This is a genomic window from Bradyrhizobium sp. Ec3.3 (genome assembly GCF_000472925.1).
In the GTDB taxonomy this organism is placed as follows: Bacteria; Pseudomonadota; Alphaproteobacteria; order Rhizobiales; family Xanthobacteraceae; genus Bradyrhizobium.
This window is the reverse complement of record NZ_AXAS01000030.1, coordinates 56,289-71,790: the sequence shown is the minus strand read 5'-3', so window position 1 is coordinate 71,790 and position 15,502 is coordinate 56,289. Positions and strand designations below refer to the sequence as shown.

The following is a 15,502-nucleotide window of genomic DNA, read 5'->3' as shown; positions in this document are numbered from 1 at the left end:
CTATGTCCCGGCCATCCACGCCTCTCTGCACGGAAAACAAGTACGTCGATGCCCGGGACTTCTGGCGCGAAGACGCGCTTCGCGCTTTTGCCCGGGCATGACGGCCCAGCATTTCTTTCAACATCGATCACAACGGAGACCACCCATGGCTAAAGTTCTCGTCCTCTATTATTCGGCCTACGGCCACATCGAAGCGATGGCCAACGCAGTTGCCGTAGGCGCGCGCGAGGCAGGCGCCACCGTCGATATCAAGCGCGTGCCCGAGCTCGTGCCGGCCGAGGTCGCCAAGGCCTCCTATTACAAGCTCGACCAGGCTGCTCCGGTCGCCAAGGTCGAGGACCTCGCGAATTACGACGCGATCATCGTCGGCACCGGCACCCGCTTCGGTCGGATGTCCTCGCAGATGGCGAACTTTCTGGACCAGGCCGGCGGGCTCTGGGCCAAGGGCGCGCTGCATGGCAAGGTCGGCGGCGCCTTCTCCTCGACCGCGACCCAGCATGGCGGCCAGGAGACCACGTTGTTCTCGATCATCACCAACCTCCTGCATTTCGGCATGGTCGTGGTCGGCCTGAATTACGGTTTTGCCGGCCAGATGAAGCTGGACGAAGTGACGGGAGGCGCGCCCTACGGCGCCACCACGATCACCGGCAGCGACGGCAGCCGCCAACCCAGCGCCAACGAGCTCGCCGGCGCGCGCTATCAAGGACGCGTGATCGCGGAGACCGCGAACAAGCTGCATGGCTGATGCGTTCGGGGCGGCGTTCTCTTTTGCGGATGCCGCCCCATCTCAGCGTGCAGGAGCAACGCATGGCCTTCGAAATTCTTCTGATGGCGCAGATTATCCGCAAGCCCGTCCAGGCACTGGCCCGGCGCTGGTATTGCCGCGGCCTGTTCCGCGCCTCGCGCGGCCGGCTGCACTGCGCCGAATGCACGGGACAGTGAAGTGTGCCCGGCTAGCGCGCAGCGTTGCCCATCGCGCGGTTCGCAAGAGCGGCTAGCCGCGGATGGCGGCGCAGGCCCTGGGCTGCATGATCGCGCAGCGCATAGGGCACGCCGCGCCAGGACAACGCGACGCTGACGTCTGTCAGCGGGAGCGGCACGGCGCAGAAGCGACGCTTGTAGTCGTGATTGCCGATGCTGAGATCGAAACGGCGCACGCCCTGCTGGTGCAAGGCCGCCATCGTCCGCTCGGTCACAAGCAGACCCGGCGAGCAGGCCGACCACGGCCTGCCGGCATTGCTGATGCGCAGCAGATAGTAGGTCGCGCCGTATCTCAACCCCAGCGAGGTCGCGATGATGCCCTCGTCGCACACCAGCGCAGAGACGATCGCATAGCCTTCGGCAACGCCCTGCCGGACCACGTCGCGATAGAATTTCGCGTGAGTCTCGTCGCTGAGAACGAATTTTCGCCCGAGCTGCTTCATGCGCCGCTGCTGCTGGACGTCCATCGCATCGAGTAACATCAGCGCATGATCGACATCGGTCGCGATCTCGAAACGCGCGCCGGCGTGACGGCTGAAGACGCGCCAGCAGCGAGGCAGTTGCATGCGCTTGATCGAGGTGCGGTAGTCCGAATAATCGTCGCCCGTCAGCACCAGATTGCCGTTGAGCGAGCAGGATCCGACGCGGCCGAGCGACACCAGCGGGTTCGGCTTGCCGCCTACATAGGCCGGCATCTTCTGCAAGCGCAACAGATCGAAGCGATCCGGCAACGTGCGCAAGCCAGTAACCAGGGCATCGCCGATGGCGCGCGCGCCGGCCGCATCGCATGCGGCGCCTGGCGCCAGAATCGGCGCGTTGTTGTCGGACGCGCCGAGATCGGCGAACTCGACGATGCGTACGCCGCCCTTGCTGCGGCTGATCATCGGCACCAGCGCGATGGCGCCGCCGTTCGCGTCATCCGAGATCACGGCGATCAGCGGAGAGACGTTACGGAATGCGTCGTACCAGGCGGCGAGCCAGTCACCATGCTGGAATGCCGTGCGATGGCCCGCACCCAGGCGCGACGCGGCCTGCTGCCAGTCGCGCACGAAATCGATCGCGATTCCGGACGCGCTGGTCACCCGACCGTCTAGTTGCTCGACGCTGAGAAACGCCATCCGCCCTGGGCACACAGTTGCTGAACGTTTCCAGATGAATAACGTTTTGTCGCCAACCACAAGTTACGTCGCTGCTTATCGTTAAGCTGATACCGTCGCGCTCCCACGCAGAACGGCTCGTGTCCCGATCTGAGACGTACGGAGCCTCGTCGCCCTGCGACAAGCCGTCGGCGGCTCAGGACTCCGCCTTGTCCACGCATTGGAACCTGGCAAGAAAGTGCAGGCCGGCCGCCGCGAGCACGAACATGAACCAGGTTGGATTCTGCCGGTCGAGCAGGAACGTCTCGGTCGTCCCGTAATACAGGCCAAACAGCCAGATCGTCAGGAAGAGCTTTGCCAGCGCGCCGCTGCGACTGCCGCGCTGCGCCGCCTGGAAATTGTTGAGCGGGGTGAAGACGAAGATCAGGATCACGAGCAAAAGGCCGGGCAGGCCGATGGTGACGGCGAGATCGAGATAGCTGTTGTGGCTATGCGCCGCAGACACCGCCCATTCGGCGCCTTTTGCGGTCTGCCGCTCGGTGACGTCGTCCCAGAACGCCGCGTAGCCATGGCCGAGGATCGGCTTCTCGGCCACCGCGGTGAGCGCAAACTCCCAGATGTCGCTGCGGCCGGTGAAGGTGGGATCGACCGGGAGGGCCCGGGTGATCGACGCCAGTGTAGGGCTTGCGACGCTGCCGACGGTGAGCAGGTTCATCACGATCAGCGGCGCGAGGCAGATCAGCCGCTTCAGCCAGAGGCTGCGGGTAAGGTAAACGACCGAGGCCAGCACGTAGATCACGAGACACAGCACCGACGAGGTCTTACCGCCGGTGAAGATCAGGAAGATGCCGGCAAGCGCTGCGATGACGGGTCCCATCACCAAGGAGCCGACGGCGGTGAGATAGATGCCGAGATAGACGAGGCAGCTCATCACCGGCGAGGCGACGTTCTTGTGGCCGAAAGTGCCGCGCCAGTCGCCGGCAAGCTGCGGCTCGGTGATATCGGCCGCGGTGTGGATCGAGAGCTGCGGCGCCAGCATGACGCCGAGATAGCACAAAGCGAGCAGCACGAGGGCGGCGAGCCCGAGGCACCGGTTGAAGCTCTTCTGCGTCGGCGGCAGCAGCGGCAGCAGGATGGCGAGCGCCGACACGCTCGCCGTCAGCACGAAACGCTGCGCGGACACGCCGCGGTTCTCCGAGAAGACGATATTGATCAGCATCCAGCCGACGAAACAGAGATGCAGCGGCGTCACGAGGGTCTTAAGCGACGGCGCGTCTTGCGCGAACGTCAAGAGCACGGCAGCGGCGGCGAGCCCCGCAAAGGCGATATAGGACAGCGCCATCCGGCCCGAGGCGGCGGTGGCGAGGTCGGCATTGCGCAAATCCGGGAACGGTTCCAGCGTCACCAGCACCAGCAGCAGCGCCGCAACGGCAAGGACGCAGCGCGCGGCCTCGAGGACGTTGAGCCCGGCGACGAATGCGCGCAGGCCCTGACCGAGCGGCCGGGCCCCAACGCCAGTCATGTCAGCGGCACTGCGATCCATCGGTCACCCTTAACCGACCCGTGCTAACCCTTCGTCAACCAGCAGGCTTGCCGGACACGCCTCGCGTCGGGGGTTTAACGCTAATATGCAAAAGCCGGCTTTGAGCGGCCTTTGCTGCAAAGCTTTGACCCTTATCTGGCTATCATCGGAAGTGACCCAAGCCGCCATCGTGCGGCGCCGGGGCCGATATGCGGCCCGGTTAACGAACCATTAAGAACATAGCTCCAGACGACGAGGCGTCAAATTGACCACCACCGGCGCCATCCTTGATCCACCGCTGGGCGGGCCGTCGCCCGCCGAGGAGCGCGCCAATCGCACTGCACGTTCGGCCAGCTTCGTCTCCATCGTCATTCCCGCCAAGAACGCCGCCGCCTATATCCGCGAGACGATCGACAGCGCGCTCGCGCAAAGCGCGGATGTCGGCGAAGTCATTGTCATCGACGACGGCTCGAGCGACGACACCGTAGCGATCGTCAGATCCATCCGCGACAGCCGGCTGCACCTGGTCGCGAACGAGCTCACGGGCGTCTCGGCGGCGCGAAATCTCGGCGCACGCACCGCACACGGAGATTGGCTGCTGTTCCTCGACGCCGACGATCGTCTACGCTCCGGCGCAGTAGCCACGCTGGTCGCGGCCGCGAAGGCCGCGCCCGCCGCCGTCCTCGTCTATGGCGACTACGATCTGATCGACAGTGATGGACGGCCGATCGGCCGGCGCGACCTCCTGCAAGGACGCAAGAAGCCGTCAGGCGATGTGCTCACGCGGCTCGCGCGCGGCAACTTCATCGTCAATGGCGGCATCATGCTGGTGCGCGCTGACGCGTTCCGGACGTCGGGCGGGTTCGACGAGCGGCTCAAGTTTTGCGAGGACTGGCATTGCTGGTGCCGTCTAGCCGCGATCGGCGACTTCCAGTTCGTGCCTGCGCTGCTGCTCGACTATCGCCTCCACACTGCCAACACCATGAACGCTGCCGCGCGCTCGCCGCGCGACTTCTTTCCGGCAGTAGAGCGCGTCTTTGCCGACGAGTTGATCCTCGGCAAGCTCGCGCCGGAGAGCCGGCCGGGCCTGCGGCAGGCGGCCGAGATCCATCTCATCACCTATGCGGCGACCCAGGCCGTCCGCTTCGGACGCTATGGCGATGCCCTGAGCTATATGCGCATGGTCGGGCAGCGGTCGCTCACCGCGCTGCCGCGATCACTCGCGAAGCTCGTTCTCGCCCGCTTCGGTATCTAGGCTTCAGGAGACGATCTTCGAGGCCTCATACGGCCGCTGCTCGATGCCGAAGGCTGCGAGCGCGCTGCCGAACGCGACCATCACGGGATGCATCGCGACGACGGCTTTGGTCGTGAACGACAAGCGCGCCGCGCGGACCAGCGACAGCAGCAGTCTTCCCAGCATCGCCGTAAAGACACGCGTTCGCGCCGCCGCAGTCTTTGCCGCCTTGAACTGCACCCGATAGTTGATCGCGCCGATGCGCAGGCCACGCTTTGCGATCCAGACGAGGCTGGTCCGGCCATGCGGCACGGTCTCGGTGATTACGGCTTCCGCGGTCCAGTGGAATGTCATGCCGGCGTTCCGGCACCGCACGAAGAAATCGCAGTCGCCGCCGCCGAGGAAATTGAATCGGAGGTCGAAGGCCGGAGTGCCGAGCCGGTCGAACACCGAACGCGTGATCAGGCAATTGCCGCAGCCATAGATCAGCGGCACCGCGCCGCTGTAATCATAGGCCGGACAGAAAGCGGGATGGCGCGCGAGCCACGGCTTGCTGTCGTCGTCGAAGAGCGGCAGCACCGGACCGCCGACCACGTCCGCGCCGGTCGCTTCCGCAGTACGAACCATCAGCTCGAGCCAGTCGGGCGAGGCGATCTCGTCGTCGTCGATCATCAGGAAGCGGGTGGCTAGCGGAAACAACATCTGCGCGGTCTCGAAGGCTGCGTTGATTGCCTGACAATTGCCCTGCCGCTTCTCGACCAGGCAGATGCCCTGGAGTTTCCCGGCATCCAGGTACTCGGCGGCGACCGGCGCACTCTCGCGCCGCGAGGCGTCGTTCTCCACCATGACCACGGCGAAGGAGCGCGGCGTGCGCTGGCCCGCCAGCGATTCCAGCGTCAGCCGCAAATGCTGCGGCCGGCGAAAGCAGGGAATGCAGACGACGGTGCCGACCGACAGGTCGAGAACGCGCGAACTCGCGGCAATCTCCCGGTTGGGGTCGCGCACGGCGTCGGTGATGCGACTCGTGGACAGCTCGGTCGGGATCAGGGTCATGATATCGTTGAATGGCCGAGATGTGTTGAAAAACCCCTGCTCCAGGACGGCACAGCAAGCTTGCTGCGAAACACAGATGTCCCAATATGGCGCTGTCCCGCGGAACGTTGCCTCATGCCGAATGACGCCGTTGCGCGCGGTGCAGGTGCGTAAACCGAGGGATCCAGCCTCGCCTGCAAGCTCATCGTCATCCACATCGCCGCTTTCACGGTTTTTCCTTGCGAATTTGCATCGAGGTGCTTCTGCAATTTTCGAACCAGCGCGCAGCCGCGGTACGATGCGGACGATGCCGTAGTTAACGGACCCTCGCATTAACTCAACCGTAAGCACCGCAACCAATCGCGCTCCGGCGGCATCGAATTTGCTCTTCGAGCGTGCGAGAGATTCCCTGTAATTTGAAACGAACCCGCGCGATTGAAGAACATGAATAAACAAGCCACGATCGATTTCGCGACTACGACCCGCATTGATGCGAGCGCCATAACTCCGCCGGCACACACAAAGGCACTGCTCGACCTCGTCTCGGGCGAGGCGCGCGACAGCCTGCTCGCCGTTCACGACGTCCTGCGCCGCGAGCTGCCGCCAGGTCAGCTCGCGATCTACGAGGCCGGCGGCGGCTCCAGCAGCTTCCTGCCGCTGGAGATCCTCAACCGCGGCCACGTCACCGTCGTCGATATCGACGAGGACCAGATCCGCAACAACGACTATGCCCAGGAAGCGATCCTCGGCGACGTCCAGACCTACCGCTTCAAGCCGGAGAGTGTCGATCTCGTCATCTGCTACAACGTGATCGAGCATCTGCCCGACGTCGAGGCCGCGCTGAAGAATTTCCGCGAGGCATTGAGGCGCGGCGGGATGATCCTGATCGGCGCGCCCAATCCGCGCTCGCTGTCCGGCGTCGTCACCAAATATTCGCCGCACTGGTTCCACGTCTGGTTCTACCGCCATGTCCGCGGCATCAAGAATGCAGGCGAGCCGGGCGAAGCGCCGTTCCCGACCTTCTTCCACCCGCTGGTGACGCTTCCCAATCTCGAAGCATTTGCGGATGCGCACGGGCTCGAGACGATCTACCGCCGCGAGGTCGAAAGCCCGCGCTATCCCGAGATGCGCAAGCGCAAGCCGCTGTTCGCCGCTCTCGTCGATGCCGGCGTAGCGGCGCTGAATTTCATGCTGCCGCGCGGCACCGACGTGCGACGCGGCGACTATCACGTCATCCTGCGAAAACGCTGACGACCATGACGACGGCGCGCTACGATATCCGACACGCGGGCCCTGCCCGCGACGCCGCGCCGTCGGACACGTGCACGCTCCACCGCGTGCGCGGTAACGGACCGTTAATCTCCGGGGGGACTGCGGCGGTTGAAGCGTCACAACGACGCGCCGCGCGCTCGTATGCGCTTAAACGCTTTGTTTGCCATTTCAGTGAATAGTCCCTCAATGAGTATGGTTAATTTTCCCTGTTGCGTTTGTTCAGCGCCTATATCCGGGGCGCAGCGCGTAACCCGAAGAGTAGCCCCTCAGCCTGCGGCAGTTGGAGTGAAAGCTGGGGATCATGCTTGACTATGACCAGCCGATAGAGCGATCGAAGCGAGAGGTCGGGCAACCCGCGCCATCGGCCGGCTTCAACGTGCTCGAGCTCGTCCATCTGCTCTGGCGGCGCAAGGCTGCAATCGCAGCCGCCGGTCTGATCGGCGCGAGCCTCGCGGTCGCCGTCGGCAAGAGCCTGACGCCGCGCTACACCGCAACCGCCCAGCTCTATGTCGATCCGCGCGAGCTGCAACTCGTCGACCGCGAGCTGACGCCGCGCGCGCAGGACGTTTCCGGCATGTCCATGGTGGTGGAGAGCCAGGCGCGCCTGATCACCTCCAACAGCGTCCTCCTCCAGGTCATCCAGCAGGCCAATCTCGAGAAGGACCCCGAGTTCGGTGGCGGCGACGGCGGGAGCGTGATGTCGTCGCTGCTTGGCCTGATCGGTCTCCAGGGCCGCGCTCCCTCCGCGGACGACAAGAAGGAAGTTCAGCTTGGCGCCCTGGAGGCGCTGAATCGGCGCATCACGATCCGCAAGACCGAGAAGAGCTTCATCGTCGACGTCGAGGTCTGGTCGACCGATCCGGCGAAGGCGGCGATGCTCGCCAACACGCTGACCAACGTCTATCTCGCGGAGTCGCGCAACTCGCAGGCTTTGGCGGCGCGGCGCGCCACCAACGACCTGTCCGGCCGGCTGAAGGAGCTGCGCGAGCGGCTGCGTACGGCCGAGACGGCGCTGGCGACCTACAAGGCGCAGAACAATTTCGTCGGCACCCAGGACACGCTCATCAGCGACCAGCAGCTTTCCGCCAGCAACCAGCGGCTTGCCGCGGCGCGCGCGGCGACACTGGACGCGCAGGCGCGCTACGACCAGATCGAGGCGAGCCGGCGCACCGCGACCGATGCCGGTGCCATTCCGGAAGCCCTGCAATCGCCGACCATCGCGAATTTGCGCGCTCAATATGCCGATGCGCGCAAGAAATACGCGGAGCAGGCCGCCGAGCTCGGGCCGCGGCATCCGGCGCTGCGCCAGACCGAGAAGCAGGTCGAGGATCTCAAGCGCACCATCAACGAGGAGATCGACCGCTTCGCGCAGGCTGCCAAGAACGACCTGACGCGCGCACGCGACTACGAGGCGTCGCTGAACCGGGCGCTGGAGACGCAGAAACGGCAGAGCGTGCAGCTCAGCCAGGCCGCGGTGCGTCTGCGCGAGCTCGAGCGCGAGGCGGAGGCCAGCCGCGATGTCTATCAATCATTCCTGAAGCGCTCGCGCGAGACGGAGGAGCAGGAAAGCCTGAACACATCGGCGGCCCGCGTGATCGGCGAGGCCACTGTGCCGCAGCGGCGCTCGTTCCCGCCGGCGATGAGCCTGTTCGCCATGATCGGCTTCCTGTTCGGCTCGCTCGCCGCCGCCGGCTGGTTCGTCGCCGTCAGGCAACTATCCGCCGGCGCAATGGAGCCGGAGCCGACCCGCCGCGAGCGCACGGTAGTCCCGGAGGCTCCCAAGGCACCGGTCGACGACGCCTCCGCGCCACAGGCGCCGCCGTTGACACTGGTCGAAAAGCCGCTGATCGCGCGCCTCCAGGAGGCCGACGTCATGCGTACGCTCGGCGCCATCCTCGCCGTCGGCAATACGGTCGATCTCAGCCGGCTGGGCTGGCCGACCCTCCGTCCTGGATTTCCGCTGACGACGCTCATCAACGCGATGCGCGATATGCGCGCCACGGCGACGCGGCATGCGGCAGGCAAGACCATGCCGGTGATTGCGATCGTCGGCGCCGGGGCGACGGCCGACCGCAGCGTCGCCGCGCTGAACTTCGTGCTCGCTGCCGCTCGCGACGGCACGCGCGTGCTGATGATCGACACCGATCACCAGGCCCACCAGCTCTCCAGCAAGATTAGCCGCCCCGGCAAGAGCGAGCCGGGCCGCTTCGGCTGGCTCTCGATCGGCAACAAGGCCTCGCGCGAGATCAAGACCGCGAACGGCATTTCTGTGCTGCCCGTCGCCGACGGCGATGCCGGCAAGGCCGCCGAGGCCATCCGCAAGGCTGTGGTGCAGGCACGTTCCGCAGGCGGCACCGATCTCGTGATTCTCGATGGGCCGGCGATGCCGCTCAACGCCGCCGACCGCAAGCTGCTCGATGCAGCCGACGCGCTGGTGGCCGTGCTGCCCACTCACCTCGACATCAACGAAGCCATGGAAGACATCCTCACCGCGCTTGGCGCTGCCGAGCGCAAGCTCGTCGGTGTCATCCTCAACGAGCTCAATCCCGCGACCCAATCGCGCCAGCGAGACAAACAATATGCTTGAGCGCCGCGTCAATCAGGTCGGACGCACCGCAACGGCCGAGGTCCCACGGATCACCGTCGGTGGTCTTCGCATGGCCGCACTCGACCTGGAAGCGACCGCCGATTTCATGATCGAGGCGACCGACCCGCGTCATCGCGTCGGCCGCCCGCTCTATCTGACCTCCGCCAACGGTGAAGTGCTGGCGCGCTGCTCGACCGAGCCGCAAACCGAGCGCCTGTTCCGCTCCGCCGACCTGATCAATGCCGACGGCCAGCCGCTGGTCGCGGCTTCCAAGCTGCAATCCTGGTTCCCGCTGCCCGAGCGCGTCGCGACCACCGATCTCTTCCATGTCGTCGCCCGCAAGGCCGAGGCCGCCGGCCGGACGTTCTACATGCTGGGCGCCAGCGAGGCCGAAAACGCTGCTGCGGTCGCCAAGGTTCAGAAGATGTATCCGAACCTCAAGATCGTCGGACACAGTCACGGTTATCTCCGTGGCGATGCGCTGCGAGCCAAGGTCGACGAGATCAACATGCTCGCGCCGGATTATCTCTGGGTCGCACTCGGCGTTCCCTTCGAGCAGGCCTTCGTCGAGGAGTACACGCCACACCTCACCAATGTCGGGATCATCAAGACCGCGGGCGGCCTGTTCAATTTCCTGTCCGGCAGCCGGAGCCGCGCGCCGAAATGGATGCGGACGATCGGGCTGGAATGGGCCTGGCGCACCCTGCTCGAGCCGCGGCGCCTGTTCTGGCGCTATCTGACCACCAATCCTCGCGCGCTCTATCTCTTGTTCAGCCGCAATCGGCCGTTCAACCGCTAGCGTAGCCGCACGACGAGGCTTCTGCTAAACTCGCGTTAGGCATCTGTAGACTCCGCGCCTTGCCAGGCGGCAGCCTTGGCGGCTAGAACACTCCAACGCGGTCGGCGCCGGCAAATGCCCAGTCGCCTGTTTTTTTCGCGTGGCCGACGATGAGGTCGGCCTGAATGGCTCGCCAGGATTTGCGCGAGCGGATTTTCTCACCGCGTCAAGGCCGTCACCAAGTTCTTAACTGATCGGCCTGTTTTCGGGCGCGGGACAGGGAGCACCGAAGCAATGCATCAGGCTCACCGCCTGGAGTTCGAGCGCGTGATGGACGAGTTCGCCCGCTGGCACGCCGTGCCCGAGGGCGAGCGCTCGCCGGCGCCGGCCTGGTGGTGGGGGCCCGCCATGGCGGTGGTCGACGACCATGAGCCGATGAGCGGCACATTGTGTTGCGAGCTTGGCTTGCACGAAAGCGCGAGCTTCGCCGACGGCGCGCGTGCGATCCTCGCGCTGTTCGTTGAGCAGACGTCGCTGACGGGGCCCCAGGATTTTCCAAGTAAGTCCGAGGGTGATGATCACGCCATTCGCGAGTTGCACCCGCTGCCGTCAGACGACAGCGCGTTTCAGCCGTGATGTGATCTCCGCCTCGTCACCTGCGCCCTGCTCGGGCTGGAGCGGCGGCGCCGTAGGTCGCAGCAGCTCGGCCATCTGCCGCGCCGGCAGCGGCTTTGCGATCAGGTAGCCCTGCATCTCGTCGCAGCCATGGGTCCGCAGAAACGCCTCCTGCTCGGCGTTCTCGACGCCCTCGGCGACCACCGTCATACCGAGCGCCTTGCCCATACTGATGATCGCCTGCGCGATCGCCTGGTCCTCACTGTCATGCGGCAGATCTCGCACGAAGGAGCGGTCGATCTTGATGGTGTCGATGGGGAAGTGCTTCATCAGCGACATCGATGAATAGCCGGTGCCGAAGTCGTCGATGGCAAGGCGAATGCCGCGGCTCTGGATCGCGTCGAGCACCTTCAACGCGCGCCCGACGTTGCGCATCATCATGCTCTCGGTGACTTCGAGCTGGAGCAGCACGGGCGACATGCCGCTCGCCGCGAGCGCCTCGTCGACATCCTGCAACAGATGCTCGTCGGCGAACTGCCGCGGTGACAGGTTCACCGCCATCGACAGCGGCAGCAGCCCGCGGCGCTGCCAGGCCATGGCCTGCGCGCAGGCCTCCTTCAGCACCCAACGGCCGATCGGAACGATCAGGCCGGTCTCCTCGGCGAGCGGAATGAACTGTGCCGGCGATATGCTGCCGAGTTCGAGATGCGTCCAGCGGAGCAGCGCCTCGACGCCGGTGATCTGGCCGGTCTCGATGTCCACCTTGGGTTGGTAGTTCAGTGCGAACTGCTCGCGCTCCAGCGCCCGGCGCAGCGCGCTTTCCAGCGACAGCCGCTCGATCGACTGCGTCTTCACCTCCTTGGAGAAGAAGCGATAGCCGTTCTTGCCGTCTTCCTTGGCGAGGTACATCGCCATGTCGGCATTCTTGGTCAGCGTCTGCGCGTCGGCTCCGTTGGCCGGATACATCGCGATGCCGATCGAGGCCGTGGTGTGACACTCGTGCCCGGCAAGCTCCATCGGCTGCGCGAGGGCCGTCAGGAGCCCGGTTGCAATGCGCTGGACGTCGTCGATCTCGCCGCACTGGTCGAGAATGACCACGAACTCGTCACCGCCCAGCCGAGCTACCACGTCGCTCGCCCGCAGCGCGCTGCGCAGCCGATCGGCGACTTCGAGCAGGAGCAGGTCGCCCGCCTCATGGCCGAGCGAATCGTTGATGACCTTGAACCGGTCCAGGTCGATGAACAGCAGCGCAAACCGATGTTCGTGGCGCAGCGCCGTATCGATCGCCGCGCGCAAGAGCCCGTTGAACGTCTCGCGGTTCGGCAGGTTGGTCAGGCTGTCATGGGACGCGAGATATTCGATGCGCTCGTCGGCCTTGTTCTTCTCGTCGGCGCGATCGAAATTCTCCATCGCGAAGGAGACGTTGTCGGCGAGGCGCTGGAGCAGCTCGACGAACTCGCCGGTGAACGCCGCGTGCTCGGTCGACATGTAGATCATGACGCCGACGGCCTGATCGTGTGCGATCAGCGGGAATGCGGCACCCGACCGTGCCCGGTCGTTGCGAACGATGGCATGGAAAGCGGCGACCCGGTCGTCGTTCAGATAGTCGTTGCTGATGCAGGGCTGCCGGGTGCGGAACGCCGTTCCGCTCATGCCACGGCCTTCGGGGCGCGCGGCGTCGATGGACAGCCTGACGTTCCGCGTCGTCTCGGAGGATGGTCCGGCGGTCGCCACAATCTCGAGCTGGTCGCTGTCGGCACTGGCGAGCGCGATGGTGGTCGAGGTGAACTTGCCGCCGAGCACCGCCGCTTGGCAGACCAGCTCGTACAATTCGGCCCGGGACTTCGCCCGCATGATCGCTTCGTTGGTCGCGCTCAGCGCCGCGAACATGAGCGTCAGGCGCTCCTTCTGCTCCTCGGTACGAGCCTTCTCTTCGGCGCGGTCGAAATTGGCGAGCGCGAAGGAGACGTTTTCCGCGAGGCGCTCCAGCAGCTCGACGAGGTCGGGCGTGAAGGTATCTTCCTCGGGCGCGAGGAACAGCAGGATGCCGATTGGCTCGCGACCTGCGCGCAGCAGCGGGAAGCTCGCCGCCGCACGGGTACCGTCCTCGTTCGCCTGGGTGCGCCAATGCTCGGAGCGCGGATCGTTCAGATAGTCGTTGATCACGCAGGCCCGCCGGGTCCGCACCGACGTGCCGATCAGGCCGCTGCCTTCGGGATGATCGACGGAGATGACGCAGGTGCGACCGAGCATTCGCTCGTGCTTGCGTCCCTTCGCCGCGACGACGCGGACGGATTCGCACTTCGGATCCATGATCGCGATGGTGGTCGAGGCGAACATCCCGCCGAGGACGGCAGCCTGGCAGGCGACCTCGAACAGCTCCTCGCGCGTCTTGGCGCGCATGATGGCTTCGTTGGTCGCGCACAGCGCCTCGAACATGCCGCCCAGCCTGTGGCGCTGCCTGTCGGCCCGAGCTTTCTCCTCCGCGCGGTCGAAGTTCTCCAGCGCAAAGGCGACGTTCGCCTGCAACCGCTGGAGCAATTCGACGAACTCCGGAGTGAATGTATCGCGCTCCACTGCATTGAAGAGGAACACACCTTCGACCCGTCTGCCGTTGAACAGCGGCAAGGCCGCTGAAGAATGTATGCCGGCGCGACGCGCGCTTTCGTGCCATGGCTTGATGCGCTGGTCGGCCAGCAGGTCGTTGCTAATATAGGTCTGGCGGGTCCGGAAGGCGGTTCCGGTCAGCCCTCGTCCCTCCGGCACTGCGTCGGTGAGGGCGAAAGTGTAGTTGCGCAAATCTTCCGCATGCGGCCCATAGCTCGACGCGACACGGAGCAGTTCGGCGTCAAGATCGGCCAGAAAGATCGTGGTCGAGGCGAATTTTGCACCTTGTACCGTGGCTTCGCAGACCAGATCGAACAGTTCGGCACGCGATCGCGCGCGCAAAATCGCCTCATTGGTGGCGCTGAGCGCGGCGTACATCCGTGCCAGCCGCTCCTCCTCCTGGGCGATCCGTGCCTTGTCCGCCTCACGACCGAAATTCTCGAGCGCGAAGGAAACGTTCTCCGCCATGCGCAGCAGCAGGCCGACGATCTCCTGGTCCTTCGCCCAGGACCGACTGATGAAGAACAGCAGCACCCCGACGCTGTCGCCGCGCTTGATCAGCGGCGCGGCCACGCAAGCCGCGACGCCAGTATTGATGTTGGCCTGCTCCCACGGCGTTCCCTTGGTGCGGCTGGCTAGGTCGTCCTCGACGACCGGACTCTGTGTCCGGAACACTTCACCGGAAATGCCGCGGCCGAATGGATTGTCGGGATCGATCGAGTAGCTGGCCTGGGTGACCAGTTCGAGATTCTCGCCCGTTCCGGTCACCGGCTTCAACCAGTGCGAACCCTTCTCACGGAGCAGGACGATGGTCGCAATCGACTTGGCACTGTGCACGGAGGCGTCACAGACGAGCTGGTACAGCTCGAGCTCGGTCTTGGCGCGCAGGATGGCTTCGTTGGTCGCGCTGATGGCGCTGAACATGCGGTTCAGCCGACGCATCGCCTTTTCGCCGCTGACACGTGCCGTTTCGCGCTCGAGATTTTCGAGCGCATAGGAGATGTTGGACGACATGCGCGTGAACAGCGAGACCATCTGCTCGTCGAGCGATCCGGCCTCGCTGCGGGTGACGAACAGCACGCCGATGCTCTTCCCATTGCAGATCAGCGGCAGCGCCGCGGCCGCACCGACGCCCGCCTTCATGACGCCATCGCGCCAGGCCAGCGAACGCGGATCGTTCAGGAAATCATTGCTGATGCACAGCCGCTGCGTGCGGAACGCCTCGCCGCCAACGCCTGATCCTTCCGGCGTGCCTTCCTCGATGGTGATGTTGATGGACCGCAGCCGGGCAACGTCCTCGCCGCAGCCGGCCGCAAAGCGCAGCCGCCGGCCATCCGGCTCGACCAGGAACACCGAGACCGCCAAAAAGTCACCGCTCGAAAACCCGGCGTCGCAGACCTTCTGGTACAGCTCCTCGGGCGATTTCGCATACAGGATGGCTTCGTTGATGGCACTCAACGCAGCAAACGTGCGCGCGAGGGTCGTCTGCAAGGTCTCAACTCCCGGGCATTCCTGCCATTTTTCCCGGGACTTTATCGGCGCCGACCGCCTAAGTGGTCGTTATTGCCTCCCGCAAACCCGCAATCAAAGTGAACGAGCTGCGAACGAGTGGCGCAAAACCATTCGCAAAACTACGGTGGAGGCGGCCTTTCGCACCAGCAGCGGCATCCGCGCACGGCTCCTTTACGGATTTGCAGCCCTGATTTGGTTTACGGGAGATTGATATCGCGCCTGCGCTTTGAGACCATGGCCCTCAACAACCAACGCCCGCCAAGGG

11 protein-coding genes are annotated in these 15,502 nt (G+C 65.0%); 7 read left to right on the top strand and 4 right to left on the bottom strand.

Going from position 1 to position 15,502, the window contains the following annotated elements; all coding sequences use genetic code 11:
* The first annotated feature begins 145 nt into the window (after positions 1 to 145).
* Positions 146 to 745 carry an NAD(P)H:quinone oxidoreductase gene (gene wrbA / locus YUU_RS0125955; protein WP_027524999.1) on the top strand — a complete coding sequence of 200 codons (600 nt, stop codon included), beginning with the start codon at positions 146 to 148 and terminating at the stop codon, positions 743 to 745.
* A gap of 62 nt (positions 746 to 807) precedes the next feature.
* Positions 808 to 942, top strand: coding sequence for a hypothetical protein (locus YUU_RS62400; RefSeq protein WP_256375304.1), 135 nt, complete (start codon positions 808 to 810; stop codon positions 940 to 942).
* 11 nt (positions 943 to 953) lie between these two features.
* On the opposite strand, the gene YUU_RS0125945 is transcribed toward YUU_RS62400, so the two are convergent.
* Positions 954 to 2,099 carry a GNAT family N-acetyltransferase gene (locus YUU_RS0125945; RefSeq protein ID WP_027524998.1) on the bottom strand — a complete coding sequence of 382 codons (1,146 nt, stop codon included), beginning with the start codon at positions 2,097 to 2,099 and terminating at the stop codon, positions 954 to 956.
* Between the two features lie 175 nt (positions 2,100 to 2,274).
* Positions 2,275 to 3,621 carry an O-antigen ligase gene (locus YUU_RS0125940; protein WP_027524997.1) on the bottom strand — a complete coding sequence of 449 codons (1,347 nt, stop codon included), beginning with the start codon at positions 3,619 to 3,621 and terminating at the stop codon, positions 2,275 to 2,277.
* Positions 3,622 to 3,865: 244 nt separating this feature from the next.
* Here YUU_RS0125940 and YUU_RS0125935 point away from each other — a divergent pair, with 244 nt between their 5' ends.
* Entirely contained in the window at positions 3,866 to 4,855 is a 990-nt protein-coding gene (locus YUU_RS0125935; RefSeq protein WP_084801564.1) for a glycosyltransferase, read from the top strand.
* A 3-nt stretch (positions 4,856 to 4,858) separates the two neighbouring features.
* Here YUU_RS0125935 and YUU_RS0125930 read toward each other — a convergent pair whose 3' ends face one another.
* The gene (locus tag YUU_RS0125930) at positions 4,859 to 5,887 is read right to left on the bottom strand and encodes a glycosyltransferase family 2 protein (RefSeq protein WP_027524995.1); all 1,029 of its coding nucleotides are present in this window, start codon (positions 5,885 to 5,887) and stop codon (positions 4,859 to 4,861) included.
* 423 nt (positions 5,888 to 6,310) lie between these two features.
* Here YUU_RS0125930 and YUU_RS0125925 point away from each other — a divergent pair, with 423 nt between their 5' ends.
* The 4 genes from YUU_RS0125925 to YUU_RS0125910 all read left to right on the top strand — a co-directional run bounded on the left by YUU_RS0125925 (position 6,311) and on the right by YUU_RS0125910 (position 11,139).
* Positions 6,311 to 7,117, top strand: a complete 807-nt coding sequence (locus tag YUU_RS0125925) for a bifunctional 2-polyprenyl-6-hydroxyphenol methylase/3-demethylubiquinol 3-O-methyltransferase UbiG (protein WP_027524994.1) — start codon at positions 6,311 to 6,313, stop codon at positions 7,115 to 7,117.
* A 322-nt stretch (positions 7,118 to 7,439) separates the two neighbouring features.
* Positions 7,440 to 9,725 carry an exopolysaccharide transport family protein gene (locus tag YUU_RS0125920; protein ID WP_027524993.1) on the top strand — a complete coding sequence of 762 codons (2,286 nt, stop codon included), beginning with the start codon at positions 7,440 to 7,442 and terminating at the stop codon, positions 9,723 to 9,725.
* Positions 9,718 to 10,524, top strand: a complete 807-nt coding sequence (locus YUU_RS0125915) for a WecB/TagA/CpsF family glycosyltransferase (RefSeq protein ID WP_027524992.1) — start codon at positions 9,718 to 9,720, stop codon at positions 10,522 to 10,524. Before YUU_RS0125920 ends, YUU_RS0125915 begins: the two co-directional genes overlap by 8 nt.
* Before the next feature lie 273 nt (positions 10,525 to 10,797).
* A complete protein-coding gene (locus tag YUU_RS0125910) occupies positions 10,798 to 11,139 on the top strand; it encodes a hypothetical protein (RefSeq protein WP_027524991.1) in 342 nt (113 codons plus the stop codon).
* Here YUU_RS0125910 and YUU_RS0125905 read toward each other — a convergent pair.
* Positions 11,113 to 15,216: a GAF domain-containing protein gene (locus tag YUU_RS0125905; protein WP_027524990.1), complete on the bottom strand. Its 4,104-nt coding sequence runs from the start codon at positions 15,214 to 15,216 to the stop codon at positions 11,113 to 11,115. The genes YUU_RS0125910 and YUU_RS0125905 overlap by 27 nt on opposite strands.
* Positions 15,217 to 15,502 lie beyond the last annotated feature (286 nt).